We start from the raw sequence: 12,029 nt of genomic DNA, 5'->3' as shown, positions 1-12,029 counted from the left end.
ATGCGCAACTCCCGCTTTTGGCAACTCAATAAACCCCTGCTTCTTCTGGCCCTGCCCCTCCTGGGCGCCCATTTGGCACAAACCGGGATGGGTGTTGTGGATACCCTGATGGCAGGCCGGCTCAGCGCTGTTGATCTGGCTGCTGTCGCCGTGGGCACCAGTGTTTTCGCGCCCATCATGCTACTGATTTTTGGCACCCTGCTGGCAACCACACCGCTGGTAGCTCAAGCCGCTGGTGCCCAACAGTTGCAAAGCCTTGCTGAGAAGGTTCACCAAGCGACCTGGGTCAGCTTGGTCATGATTCTCCTGGGTTGGGTGGTTATGACCAACAGCTATCTGGTTTTTAACTTTATGGGCGTGACTCCTGAAGTTGCCAATTTAGCTTCAGGCTATCTCAAAGCCTTGACCTGGGGTTTGCCAGCTTTAGCCTTTTTCCAGGTCTTGCGCTGTCTTTGTGAAGGCCTCAATCATGCTCGTCCGGTTCTTTTCATCAGTCTTTTCGGGCTAGTGGTCAATATTCCTGCTAATTATGTTCTGATATACGGCAAACTTGGCTTTCCGCAACTGGGCGCTGTTGGCTGCGGCTATGCAACCGCACTGAGTTTTTGGGTGATGGCTTTATTGCTGAGTGGCTATGTGCATTTCAATCAACGCTACCGGACCTTTAACATTTTCTCCTCCTGGCAGGCACCCCGCTTCAAGGTTATCGGCCATATTTTTTGGATTGGCTTACCCATAGGACTGGCTATTTTTGTTGAAGCCTCGCTGTTCACAACCATTGCCCTGTTTATTGGAGGTTTGGGCGAAGTTGTGGTAGCCGGCCACCAGGTGGCTTTTAACTTTACTACCTTGATCTTTATGGTTCCGCTCAGCCTGGGCATGGCACTCACTGTCAAAGTGGGTCACGCTCTTGGCTCTAACCAGGCTGCCCTGGCACGTGAAGTCGCCTGGCAGGGCGTGCTTTTATGTAGCCTTATCGCCCTCTTGTCAGCGCTCTTTATGTGGTTTTCTGCACCCTGGGTTGTCAAACTCTACTCAGAAAACCATCAGGTCCAGCTACTTGCTGCAAGCCTGATTCAGCTGGCTGTGCTTTACCAGGTTTCTGATGCCTTACAGGTCAATGCTGCGGGCGCGCTTAGAGGCTACAAGGACACCCGCGTGGTTATGGTTATTACTCTGGTTGCCTACTGGGTTCTCGGCCTGGGTGGTGGCTGGTGGCTGGCTCTCGGAGACAACCCTTGGGGCCCTCAGGGAGTCAAAGGCTTCTGGTATGGTCTGATTATTGGATTAAGCTTTGCTGCGGTGCTGTTATTGTGGCGGTTAAAATCGACCAGTCAGGCAGCTATCAATCATTAAGTGAACAAGGAGAAACCCATGAAAAACTACCTAGCCTTCTTCGGTGGTTTGTTATTAACTCTAGGCTTGGCTACCAGCGCCACTGCGGGTAATTGGGCACCCCAAGCCCATTTGAAAACTCAGGGCGAAGCAAAAATAACCCTGCAAGCCGACCGCATTGATATTCATGCCAACTTCAGTAGTGAGCACCAGGATTCCCGCCTGGCCTTACAGGAACTGGAGTCCCGTTTTGGCAATCTGCTGCGCAACCTAAGACGCCAACTACCGGATGAAGCCCGTTTGGAAGCCGGCCAGGTCCGCGTTCACCCCAAACAACAGCGCCGTGATGAAAGCTGGCAAATTGTGGGCTATACCGCAACCCGCGATTTGAAAATCCTGGATTTACCCGTTGAAATGGCTGGCGAATGGATTGAGAAAATCAGCCAGGGCGAACCTACCCAGCTAGGCCCTCTGCACTACCACAGCACTGAAACGGCCAGCCAGCGCAATCCCGCTTTGCAGGCGGCTATTGAAGATGCCCAAGCCAAGGCTGAAATCATGGCGAGCACCTTGGGTCAGACTCTGGGTAAGGCACTTCAGGTTGAAGAAGTTTCCGGCCCAGGCATCCAGCCCCGTTCAGCTGTGATGAGCGCCACTAGCGCACGCGAATCAGCGCCGGTGATGGAACCTGGCTTGGTGGAAATCTCTGCGCAGGTCAGAGTGGTATTTGAGCTGCTCGATTAATCTTTACTAATCAACCGGTAACAGGCTAGAATACTGTATAGAAAGCTAGTGCTGGTCAGCCGACCAGCTGTATATCCATCTAACTGGATACCCTTTCAGCCAATTACCGGGAATTGAAGCCATGCAAAAACTGACCAAACGCCAGCAAGAAGTGCTGGATATCGTTAAGCAAACGATGCAGGAAAGAGGAATGCCACCCACGCGGGCAGAAATTTCCAAACTGCTTGGCTTCAAATCACCCAATGCCGCGGAAGAGCACCTTAAAGCGCTGGCCAAAAAAGGGGCGATCGAAATGATGCCCGGCACTTCTCGCGGGCTGCGCTTGCCTAAAGAGCCGCCCAAGGAAGATGGTTTACCTGTTTTGGGCCAGGTTGCTGCGGGTAGCCCTCTGCTCGCCCAGGAGAATATTGACTTTCATCTTCAGTTGGACCCGAACTCCTTTTCACCCAAAGCAGACTACCTGCTCAGAGTGAAAGGCTTGAGCATGAAGGATATCGGTATTATGGAGGGTGATCTGCTCGCCGTTCATCGCACTCAGGAAGCGCCTAAGAATGGCCAGCTGGTTGTTGCCCGTATTGATAATGAAGTCACCGTCAAACGCTTTAAACAGGAAGGGAGTACCGTTTGGCTACTGCCTGAAAATGAAGACTTTCAACCCATTCAGGTTGATCTGACCCAGGGCAGCCTGAACATTGAAGGCCTAGCAGTTGGCTTGATTCGTGATAGCTTTAACCAAAACCTGCAGTGATAGTTTCTACTGGCTTGCACGCCAGTTATTGCTCCAGCAGCTGTTCACGCAGTTCCTGGAGCAATTCTTTAAGGGCCTTAAGCATCAGACTTGCTTCGGCCAGCTGTTTTTCTTCCAAACTAGCAAAATCTTCTTCTGCAACCAGCGGAATCAGGCTGGGCTGGGTCTCTTCAGCAAACTCAGGCATCCATTCGCCCGCTTGAGGCGCCTCATCAGCAGCTGGAGTCTGCCTCAACGCTTTCAAAGCGGGCTCCAGGCGACTTAACGGGTGGACCGGGTCTCTCCAGGCCCCCTGCAAGTGTTGCAGCTCAGGGAGCCGCTGTTGACGCTCCTCGGCCAGGTTTTGCAAGTCCTCAGGCCGACTAACTGCCTGTACCGGCAGACGGTAAACCGCAGCCACTTCTCTGAGAAAGGCTAACTGGGCAGCTTCCAAAGCATTCAAAGCAGCTTCATGGCAGGCTTGCTGCCAAGCGACAAGATTCAACTCATTTTCAGACTGCTGAGCTGCTTTAAGCAGCAACTCAGCCTGATAGAGTTTTTGATTAACGCGTCGACGCTGCGCCTGAATCACTACTTTTTACCTGCTGACTTGTCTTCAATACGCCACTGGCTGCCATCCCAGAAAGCCCGGAAGCCGGTTGATTTACCATCCTTTTCAGCCTGAACATACTGCTCTTTGGATTTGCGTGAGAAGCGAACCACGGTAGGGTTACCTTCCGAATCAGCTTCAGGAGCCTCCAAAATATAGTGATGCTTGGGATCAATTTCATCCTTATGCGGCTTGATTTCACTCACCAAGGGCGGACGGGTTTCCCTTTTCTTGGGAAACTGGCTGGCCGCCAGGAAAAGCCCACTGGCACCATCTCTTAACACATAGTGATCATCAACCTTTTGGCACTGTAGCTCAGGCATGGGCACCGGATCCATTTTGGGGGGTGCAGGCTCACCATTTTTCAACAGCTTGCGGGTGTTCTTGCATTCACTATTGGTGCAACCAAAGTATTTGCCAAAACGGCCGGTTTTCAGCTGCATTTCGCTGCCACATTTGTCGCACTCTATCGTTGGGCCATCATAACCCTTGAGTTTGAACTGGCCTTCTTCTATCTGGTAGCCATCACAATCCGGACTATTGCCGCAGATATGCAGCTTGCGCTTTTCATCGATAATAAAGCTTTCCATAGCTGTACCACACTTGTGGCAGCGGCGCTTGGCTCTTAGAGCCTGGGCTTCAGCTTCATCATCGGCATCGGCCGCTACAAACTCATCCCCTGGCATCAGGTTGATAGTTGTTTTACAACGCTCTTTGGGAGGCAACGCATAGCCTGAACAACCCAGAAAGGTTCCCGTCGAAGCAATTCGGATTTGCATATGACGGCCACAAGTCGGGCAATCAATATCGGTATCTACTGGCTGGTTGGGTCGCATTCCTTCGCTGGATTGGGCTTTTTCCAGCTGCTGCTTGAAATCTGCATAGAAGCGATCCAACAAACGCTTCCATTCTTCGCCACCTTCAGCAACCGCATCCAGCGAGTCTTCCATACGGGCTGTAAAGCTGTAATCCAGCAAATCCTGAAAGGATTCCACTAGGCGATCAGTGACGATATCACCCATCTTTTCCGCATAAAAACGGCGGTTTTCCAGCTTCACATAACCGCGGTCCTGAATCGTGGAAATAATCGAGGCATAGGTGGAAGGACGCCCGATACCCCGTTTTTCCAATTCTTTTACCAGGGCAGCTTCGGTAAAACGTGCGGGTGGCTTGGTAAAATGCTGCTTGGGTTCCAACTGGTTCAGCTTCAGTTGTTCACCCACTTTTACATCCGGCAGCTCCTGGTCTTCTGCCTGCTTGCCAGAAGGTGGCTGAATGCGGGTGAAACCATCAAACTGCAATACCCTACCCTTGGCTTTCAGTTCATAGTCGGCAGCTTTAACCGTCATGGTCGATGACAGGTAGCGAGCCGGCGGCATCTGACAGGCCACAAATTGCCGCCAGATCAACTCATAAAGACGCTGGGCGTCCCTTTCCATACCGGTAAGGTCTTTGCCCTGCAGCTTAACATTGGATGGCCGGATCGCTTCGTGTGCCTCTTGAGCCCCTTCTTTGCTGGAGTAGGAGTTGGGCTTCTCTGGCAGGTAGCGTTCACCCAATTCTTTGCCTATCCAATTGCGGCAATTTTCCACTGCTTCCTGAGAAAGGTTGGTGGAGTCAGTACGCATATAGGTGATATGCCCGGCCTCATAAAGTCGCTGAGCAAGAGTCATGGTCTTTTTAACTGAAAAGCCCAGACGGGTACTGGCTGCCTGCTGCAGGGTTGAAGTGATATAAGGAGCACCAGGACGGCTGGAAGTTGGCTTGTCTTCGCGGTCCGCAACCTGATAGCTGGCTGGCTGGAGTTCGGCTAAAGCCTGATCCGTTTCTTCTTTATTACCAGGCCGGAAGGTTTTTCCAGCCTTCTTCACCACCATGCAGGACAGGAGGCTTTGCTTCTGGTTTTCCAGGTGGGCCGCTATATCCCAGTATTCTTCGGGAATAAACGCACGAATTTCTCTTTCGCGCTCGACAATCAGGCGTACCGCAACTGATTGCACTCTGCCAGCTGAAAGGCCTCGCGCCACCTTAGACCAGAGCAGCGGCGATACCATGTAACCAACCACCCGGTCCAGAAAACGCCTTGCCTGTTGCGCATTCACCCGGTTGATATCCAAGCGCCCAGGATCTTCAAACGCCTGGGTAATCGCCTTTTTGGTTATTTCATTGAATACCACTCGACGATAGCGGGTGTCATCTCCGCCCAGAGATTCGCGCAGGTGCCAGGCAATGGCTTCCCCTTCGCGATCCAAATCCGTTGCCAGATAGATGGTGTCGGCATCTTTGGCGAGTTTTTTAAGCTCACTAACAACCTTTTCCTTACCAGGCAGGATTTCATAATGGGCTTTCCAACCCTGCTCAGGGTCTATCCCCATGCGGGCAACCAACTGCTCTTGTGCCTTCTTCTTTTTGTCCGTAGTAGTGCTTTTTTTGCCTCCCGCTTTGCTGCGGTTGGTCTTGCCACTGCCACTAACTGGCAGATCGCGGATATGACCGACACTGGATTTGACAATAAAGTCGTTACCCAGATATTTGTTGATGGTCTTGGCTTTGGCCGGTGATTCGACAATGACCAGTGATTTACCCATTCCTGTGACTATCCTGTAAAAATGAAATATCGGATGCAATCCAAGTAACCAGCTTAGGTATGAAAACTGGCGAAACCGCTAGATTTCAGACGTAACCTGGCCCAAAAGGGCACTACAGTAACCTAGCATTGGTCAGGTTTCCAGCCTGCTACGAATAAAAGTGACTGACAGCCTCCTGTAAAAAATGGTAGAAAAGGCCTTCAATCCAGGAGAACAAAATGCATCCAAAACCCTTTCTAGCAGGCGCAGCCCTTTTGCTGCTGGGAACACTGTCAAGCAACCTACATGCAGATGCAGGCCAGATTACAGGCACTTGGCAATGCCAGCAACGTTTACACCCTGACCCTCAAGTGATAGTACAACTGGACTATGAGCACCAGTTTTCCCCGAATCGACAATTTAATCTCGGGGGAAGCCTGCAAGCTGAATTTGCCGGAAACCAGCTACTCTATCGCTTTCGTGGTGATGGTGACTGGAGCATCGAAAACGGCCATCTACTCATCGAAACCCGCAACAGTGAATTTCGACCCGACAATGCCACCGCCCAGCAGTTTCATGACCTGGGTATCCTCAAAGCCGACCAATTTAACAACGCACAAAGCAGTGACCGTTTTGAAATCCTGCAACTAACCAATCGTGACCTTCACCTCAAGCATACACGGGAAAATTTCATCACCCGGTGTAAGCGCGGTTAGCGGCCAAGCCTTGAAATTCTATTTTTAATCTAAGATACTTCTCTCCTCTTTATATTACGTTAAGGTGACCCTTAGAGGAGAGACCAACAACACAGAATACCTTTTTGATATATAGGTTAAGCCATCCCCATCACTTAAGGCGCTCAGCCTTGAAACTCAAAGGTTGCGCGGCTACGGATGTAACCCGGATCATAAGGAGAAGCTGGATGCACAGATCCATTCCAGGCTTAAAAACCATCTCAATTTTCTTAACTCTTATTTCCTTGTCGCTACCTGCCCATTCAGAGAACAAGGATTTTAGCTACTTACAACTTGGCTTCAGCATCCTAACACTGAATGAAGAAAGTCAGGTGACAACCAGCCACCAAAGCCAAGAGAGCTTTAGCCGCTTACCTGGACTCAACATTTCAATATCTTTACAGCCTGTAAAACCCCTATTTGCATTTTATGAAACTGAGTATTTTATGGACAGGGAAGGGGGTGCTGAACTTACTGTCAAAAGATCTTATTATGGTGGTGGAACCCAGTTAACTTTATCGAATAACTTGGATTTATACGGAAAACTCTATCGAGTAAAGCGTGAGGTTGAAGCTTGTGGATCCAGTTGCTCAAGTGCTAACAATGATGGAAGGGGAAGCGACCTAGGGTTTATCTACCGGTTTGATCATTCGCTTGCTTTCAAACTAGGTTACAAAAACTTAAACCTAGATGTAAAGAATGATTCCGCCATTCATGCAGCCTTGGACATCAGAACCAATAGCCGCCGCAACTACTATTTAGCCTTTACTGACTACGACGATCGGCAGCTTACTCTTGCTTGGCGCTTTCACTTTTAATCACTCCAGCACTCTACACCTAGATAAGGAAATTTATGAAAAAGCATCTATCATGTTTACTGCTCTTAGCACTAACCTATTCATTTAGCAGCCTGGCTCTTGCTGAGAAAAATAGCGACAATAAAGAAAAGATAAAGCGATGGCCTACTGCTACCTATATGTTAGGCAGTGATGCCAGCTTTATCTCAGTCGGTCTTGGTGGATGGCAAGATGAAGGGAAAACTTTCCAAAACATCTATATAAGCCATTTTGAAGTCGAAGATACACTTAAAGTGAATGGAGTTAACCTAGGCAAGCAAGAGTACAGTTCGACTCGGCTAGGTGTTTTTGCAGATACTTTTAGTTATGACGACACACCAAAAAAGAGCCCTCCTGTTGCCTTATCCGGTGGCGCTTTTATTTATAAAAATGAATCAGAAGGCCCTATTGATCGCTATGGCATAGGAGTAACCATGCATCTAGGGCACCTGCTAACACCTAAGACCAAAGCTTACCTAGGTGCTGATGTGATGCTTGAACCTTTCAGTACCAACTGGGATGCCAATGCATTTCTTGAATATGATTTTCAAGCTGGCCTAACACAAAGAGTAACCTCTTTTCTCGACATCATGGCTATTTATCGCAAAGGTGGCAGCTGGGATGCCAGAACCGACTCATCTCACTATTCCGTTGCACTAGCAGGACTTAGAGTTGCCTTTTAATGCTTTGACAAACAGAGCGTCATCTGCCCGAATGCCAGGTCAGGAAGCTATCGATTAGGTAACGTGAGATGGCCTTTTTGGGTGGTAATTCGGGCAATTGGTCGAGGGGGAACCACTGGGCATCTTCAATTTCCTCTTCTTCCAATTGAATATCACCACCCTGGTACTCAGCCCAATAACCCAGCATCAATGAATGTGGGAAGGGCCAAGCCTGGCTGCCCAGGTAACGTAGATTACCGACCTGAACCCCTACTTCTTCTTTAACTTCACGATGCAAAGCCTGCTCTGCCGACTCCCCTGTTTCAATAAACCCAGCCAGGGTGGAGTAAACTCCAGGCGCAAAACGTGGGCTACGTGCCAATAGCAGAGCATCTTCACGCCAAACCAGGGTAATGATGCAGGGAGCGACCCGAGGGTAGTGACGCAGATGACAACGGGGACATTCGCGGGAAAATTCATCGTTTCTGGGTCGTGTAGGGGTTGCACAACGTCCACAGTAACGATGCTGCTCATCCCAAGAGGCCAGGCCTGCTGCAGTGGCAAGTAGATCAAACTCTTCGGCACTGGCCTGAAGCAACCAACTTCTTAATCCGGGCCAGTCCTCTTTTTTGGCTTCAGCAGGTGTGGCAACACGAATCAGCAAAAGACGCTCTTTCCAGCGTCCCATCACCACCAGGCGGGCATGTTTTTCAGGGTTATAGAAGGTGGGTTCCAGCCATGCTGGCAGCTGTTGTTCAGCTGAGTTAACCGCCTGAATACGCCCTGCTCCCCAGTGAAACAAAGCCACAGGCTCACCCGGCTGAGGGCGCAGGGGGCCGCGCTCAAAGTCTGTCAGTGGAAGCTGCTGGGGAAAGTCAGCCTGCAAAGAGTGCCACATTAGTTATCCTGCTCCATCCAAAGGCAGTGTCCGGCCTTTTGTTGCAATTCTTGTAATTTAGCTTGGTGGGCCTGGATTTCCAGATCACTAGGTTGAATGACTTTTAAGGCAGGGCGCGATGCATCCAACGGCCTTCTGCTAGTGGTTGAGCCCGAACGACTGCCAGACAAGCCTTCACTGTCATCACTTAAAGAAAGGGCTGTTTGACCCCCAGTCATATTTAGATAAACATCAGCCAAAATTTCCGAGTCAAGCAAAGCGCCGTGCAGGGTTCGGCCGGTATTGTCGACTTCATAGCGTTTACAAAGCGCATCCAGGCTGTTTCTTTGCCCGGGATGGCGTTGCCGCGCAAAGGTCAGGGTATCAAAAATGCTGCAATAATCAGCCAGGCGTCCATAGCGTTTTTCACCCAAGGCCTGATTCAGCGACTCCAATTCCGCATCGATAAACCCCACATCAAAGGGCGCGTTATGAATCAGCAGCTCACCCCCTTTGACATATTCCAAGAAGTCATCGGCTACTGCTGCAAACAAAGGCTTGTCCTGAAGCATTTCCCAGGTGAAGCCATGCACACGTGCCGCTTCTTCGTCAACTTCCCTTTGCGGGTTCAGGTAAACATGGAAGTTGTTGCCGGTAAACTTGCGCCCCACCAGCTCAACACAGCCGATTTCTATTAGCTTGTGCCCATCTTTGGGGTCAATACCCGTGGTTTCCGTGTCCAGTACTATTTGTCTCATAACTAACCTTTTTTACCTTTCTTGCATCTGCGGATCAGTGACACCCCGATTTGCCAGCTCATCAGCCTTTTCATTGCCTGGATCTCCGGCATGTCCCTTCACCCAGCGCCAGTCAATAGAATGCTGGTTGGCTTGTTCGTTCAAACGCAGCCAAAGGTCTTTATTTTTAACTGCACTACCGCCTGCGGTTTTCCAGTTTTTGCGCTTCCAATTTGCCATCCACTGGGTGATGCCCTGGCGTAAATATTGAGAGTCAGTATGCAGCTCAACGTCACAAGGACGCTTCAGGGCTTCCAGCGCCTTGATAGCAGCCAGTAGCTCCATACGATTATTGGTGGTTGGATTTTCTCCACCCCAGAGGCTTTTTTCCTTGCCGCCATAACGAAGCCAGGCACCCCAACCACCTGGGCCAGGGTTACCTTTACAGGCTCCATCAGTATAGATGATGACTTTTTGTGATTCTGACATAAACTCTGCTTAACGATTTTTAAGACTATTGCGGGTTGGGGAGCTTACCGGCTGCAAAGGCAGCCAGCCAGTTTTTTTCCATGCCGGTATAGGTCTAAGAGGACTACCGATTCGCTTTTTAATGCGTAGTAGATAAATACCGGCCAGGGGCCAGTCTTTATTGTCCAGCCGCTCATCCCAGGAGCGCAGCTTTTGCTGAATACGCAAGCGGTTACACGGAGGACGATGAAATAACTGCTGCTCACTTTCTTTTTTAAGATCCAGAAATTCCAGCCAATCAGCTAATTTGGCCTGACTGATCAAATCAGCCTGTTTGAGGTTTCTTAGCGGCTCTGCCTGCATAAAGGCGGGTAGCATGCGCGCCAAACCCCAAAGACTAACTGGGTTAAACCCGATTAGGATTAGCTCCCCTTTTGCCAAGGTAACCCTGGCCGCCTCTTTTAAAAGCGCATGAGGCCTGGCAAAAAGCTCCAGTGAATGCTGCAGGATAACCAGGTCCATAGAATCATCAGGTAAAGGCAGCGCTGCCGGGTCAGCAATCAGGCACGAATCCTTTTCAGCCACTTCCAATGAAGGCCGCCATTCCAGGTGATGGCGAATACCTGCATCTTTTAAAATTGCTTCACCTGGCAGGCTTCCCAACAGTAATAGATGGTAGCCTCGGGCATTTTCCAACAGAGGTTTGAGCATTCGGGTTTCTGTCGCCAGGACTTCTTGACCCAGGGTCGAGGCCCAAAATGTCTGCCAAGCCTGCCAAACTTGTTGATTAAGTTGCGCCTGCTGACTTTGCACACTCATAACATCTGCCGTAAAGTAATCTAATAAACAAAACTAGGAATGAAACCATGCTTGATGTTATCGCACTTCCAGCCTTTAGCGACAATTATATCTGGTTACTCCGCTTAAGAGGTGACAAGCGCTGCTGGGTTGTTGATCCCGGTGAGGCTGCACCCGTTCAACGCTATATCCAAAGCCAGGACCTTCAGCTTGAAGGTATACTCCTAACCCACCATCATCCTGATCATATTGGCGGAGTTGAAGAGTTGGCCCAGCCTTCAACAACAATCATTGGATCCTTTCAGGACGTTTATCGTCTTCCCAAGCTCAGTCTTCAAGTGGCCGCTGGTGATCGCTTCCAAGTCTTGGGTGAAACAGTTCAAGTCATGGAAGTTCCCGGACACACCCTTGGCCATCTGGCCTTTTATATTGCCGACCAGTCACCCCCACTGCTTTTTTGCGGCGATACCCTTTTTGCAGGCGGTTGTGGAAGGCTCTTTGAAGGCACACCTGAGCAGATGCATGCCTCCCTTCAAAGTTTAGCCCAGTTACCTGAAAAAACGCTGGTCTTTGCTGCCCATGAATATACTTTGAAAAATTTGCAGTTTGCACTTGAAGTGGAACCAGGCAACCAGGCCCTTCAAGAGCGCTATCAAGCCTGTGAAAAACTCAGGGCTGAACATAAGCCCACCCTTCCTTCTACTATTGTTGACGAGAAAGCAACCAACCCTTTTTTAAGAGTTGAAGTGCCTGAAGTGATTCAATCGGCCAGCAACAAGGCACAACAAACCTCTTTAAAAGAGCCCGTTGACGTTTTTGCAACCCTCAGAAAATGGAAGGATTCGGCTTGATTAACCTTTGTTCACCAGGGATTACTTGTGAGATGTCTTTGCCATGAATAGAATGGCAGCTGTTTTTTAATTCAAACCTCAAC

13 protein-coding genes are annotated in these 12,029 nt (G+C 49.8%); 7 read left to right on the top strand and 6 right to left on the bottom strand.

From position 1 onward, the window contains the following. From BM185_RS02645 to lexA, 3 genes are all read left to right on the top strand, one after another. On the top strand, positions 1 to 1,356 hold the full coding sequence (locus BM185_RS02645; RefSeq protein WP_091958839.1) for an MATE family efflux transporter: 1,356 nt from the start codon (positions 1 to 3) through the stop codon (positions 1,354 to 1,356). 18 nt (positions 1,357 to 1,374) lie between these two features. Next, a complete protein-coding gene (locus BM185_RS02640; RefSeq protein ID WP_091958836.1) occupies positions 1,375 to 2,079 on the top strand; it encodes an SIMPL domain-containing protein in 705 nt (234 codons plus the stop codon). Positions 2,080 to 2,200: 121 nt separating this feature from the next. Beyond that, positions 2,201 to 2,827, top strand: coding sequence for a transcriptional repressor LexA (gene lexA / locus BM185_RS02635; protein ID WP_091958833.1), 627 nt, complete (start codon positions 2,201 to 2,203; stop codon positions 2,825 to 2,827). 25 nt (positions 2,828 to 2,852) lie between these two features. On the opposite strand, the gene BM185_RS02630 is transcribed toward lexA, so the two are convergent. Together BM185_RS02630 and topA are read right to left on the bottom strand one after the other, a co-directional pair. Beyond that, positions 2,853 to 3,398, bottom strand: a complete 546-nt coding sequence (locus BM185_RS02630; RefSeq protein ID WP_091958830.1) for a DUF6586 family protein — start codon at positions 3,396 to 3,398, stop codon at positions 2,853 to 2,855. Continuing rightward, positions 3,398 to 6,004 (bottom strand): type I DNA topoisomerase, encoded by a 2,607-nt coding sequence (gene topA, locus BM185_RS02625; protein WP_091958827.1) that lies wholly within the window; start codon positions 6,002 to 6,004, stop codon positions 3,398 to 3,400. Before topA ends, BM185_RS02630 begins: the two co-directional genes overlap by 1 nt. 218 nt (positions 6,005 to 6,222) lie before the next feature. On the opposite strand from topA, the gene BM185_RS02620 reads away from it, so the two are divergent. From BM185_RS02620 to BM185_RS02610, 3 genes are all read left to right on the top strand, one after another. After that, positions 6,223 to 6,699 (top strand): hypothetical protein, encoded by a 477-nt coding sequence (locus BM185_RS02620; RefSeq protein ID WP_091958824.1) that lies wholly within the window; start codon positions 6,223 to 6,225, stop codon positions 6,697 to 6,699. Between the two features lie 206 nt (positions 6,700 to 6,905). Further along, positions 6,906 to 7,535 (top strand): hypothetical protein, encoded by a 630-nt coding sequence (locus tag BM185_RS02615; RefSeq protein ID WP_091958821.1) that lies wholly within the window; start codon positions 6,906 to 6,908, stop codon positions 7,533 to 7,535. Positions 7,536 to 7,570: 35 nt separating this feature from the next. Next, positions 7,571 to 8,236, top strand: coding sequence for a hypothetical protein (locus tag BM185_RS02610; protein WP_091958817.1), 666 nt, complete (start codon positions 7,571 to 7,573; stop codon positions 8,234 to 8,236). 19 nt (positions 8,237 to 8,255) lie between these two features. Here BM185_RS02610 and nudC read toward each other — a convergent pair whose 3' ends face one another. From nudC to BM185_RS02590, 4 genes are read right to left on the bottom strand one after another with little or no spacing between them, the layout of a single operon-like run. After that, positions 8,256 to 9,113, bottom strand: a complete 858-nt coding sequence (nudC, locus tag BM185_RS02605; protein ID WP_091958814.1) for an NAD(+) diphosphatase — start codon at positions 9,111 to 9,113, stop codon at positions 8,256 to 8,258. After that, positions 9,113 to 9,850, bottom strand: coding sequence for a DNA polymerase III subunit epsilon (dnaQ, locus tag BM185_RS02600; protein ID WP_091958810.1), 738 nt, complete (start codon positions 9,848 to 9,850; stop codon positions 9,113 to 9,115). The genes nudC and dnaQ overlap by 1 nt, the downstream gene beginning before the upstream one ends. A gap of 12 nt (positions 9,851 to 9,862) precedes the next feature. After that, positions 9,863 to 10,318, bottom strand: coding sequence for a ribonuclease HI (gene rnhA / locus BM185_RS02595; RefSeq protein ID WP_091958807.1), 456 nt, complete (start codon positions 10,316 to 10,318; stop codon positions 9,863 to 9,865). Between the two features lie 9 nt (positions 10,319 to 10,327). After that, the gene (locus BM185_RS02590; RefSeq protein WP_091958804.1) at positions 10,328 to 11,116 is read right to left on the bottom strand and encodes a class I SAM-dependent methyltransferase; all 789 of its coding nucleotides are present in this window, start codon (positions 11,114 to 11,116) and stop codon (positions 10,328 to 10,330) included. 47 nt (positions 11,117 to 11,163) lie between these two features. Here BM185_RS02590 and gloB point away from each other — a divergent pair, with 47 nt between their 5' ends. Further along, positions 11,164 to 11,946 (top strand): hydroxyacylglutathione hydrolase, encoded by a 783-nt coding sequence (gloB, locus tag BM185_RS02585; protein ID WP_091958801.1) that lies wholly within the window; start codon positions 11,164 to 11,166, stop codon positions 11,944 to 11,946. Positions 11,947 to 12,029: the final 83 nt, after the last annotated feature.

It is taken from the genome of Marinospirillum celere (genome assembly GCF_900112235.1).
Lineage (GTDB): Bacteria > Pseudomonadota > Gammaproteobacteria > Pseudomonadales > Halomonadaceae > Marinospirillum > Marinospirillum celere.
The sequence above is the reverse complement of the archived record's forward strand: the minus strand, read 5'-3'. Positions and strand labels throughout refer to the sequence as shown.

Excerpts from the sequence above, each read along its gene's own strand:
- BM185_RS02640 (WP_091958836.1), top strand. The coding sequence starts at position 1,375 with ATGAAAAACTACCTAGCCTTCTTCGGTGGTTTGTTATTAACTCTAGGC.
- nudC (WP_091958814.1), bottom strand. The coding sequence starts at position 9,113 with ATGTGGCACTCTTTGCAGGCTGACTTTCCCCAGCAGCTTCCACTGACA.
- lexA (WP_091958833.1), top strand. The coding sequence starts at position 2,201 with ATGCAAAAACTGACCAAACGCCAGCAAGAAGTGCTGGATATCGTTAAG.
- dnaQ (WP_091958810.1), bottom strand. The coding sequence starts at position 9,850 with ATGAGACAAATAGTACTGGACACGGAAACCACGGGTATTGACCCCAAA.
- BM185_RS02620 (WP_091958824.1), top strand. The coding sequence starts at position 6,223 with ATGCATCCAAAACCCTTTCTAGCAGGCGCAGCCCTTTTGCTGCTGGGA.
- BM185_RS02615 (WP_091958821.1), top strand. The coding sequence starts at position 6,906 with ATGCACAGATCCATTCCAGGCTTAAAAACCATCTCAATTTTCTTAACT.
- rnhA (WP_091958807.1), bottom strand. The coding sequence starts at position 10,318 with ATGTCAGAATCACAAAAAGTCATCATCTATACTGATGGAGCCTGTAAA.
- BM185_RS02590 (WP_091958804.1), bottom strand. The coding sequence starts at position 11,116 with ATGAGTGTGCAAAGTCAGCAGGCGCAACTTAATCAACAAGTTTGGCAG.
- gloB (WP_091958801.1), top strand. The coding sequence starts at position 11,164 with ATGCTTGATGTTATCGCACTTCCAGCCTTTAGCGACAATTATATCTGG.
- BM185_RS02610 (WP_091958817.1), top strand. The coding sequence starts at position 7,571 with ATGAAAAAGCATCTATCATGTTTACTGCTCTTAGCACTAACCTATTCA.
- BM185_RS02645 (WP_091958839.1), top strand. The coding sequence starts at position 1 with ATGCGCAACTCCCGCTTTTGGCAACTCAATAAACCCCTGCTTCTTCTG.
- topA (WP_091958827.1), bottom strand. The coding sequence starts at position 6,004 with ATGGGTAAATCACTGGTCATTGTCGAATCACCGGCCAAAGCCAAGACC.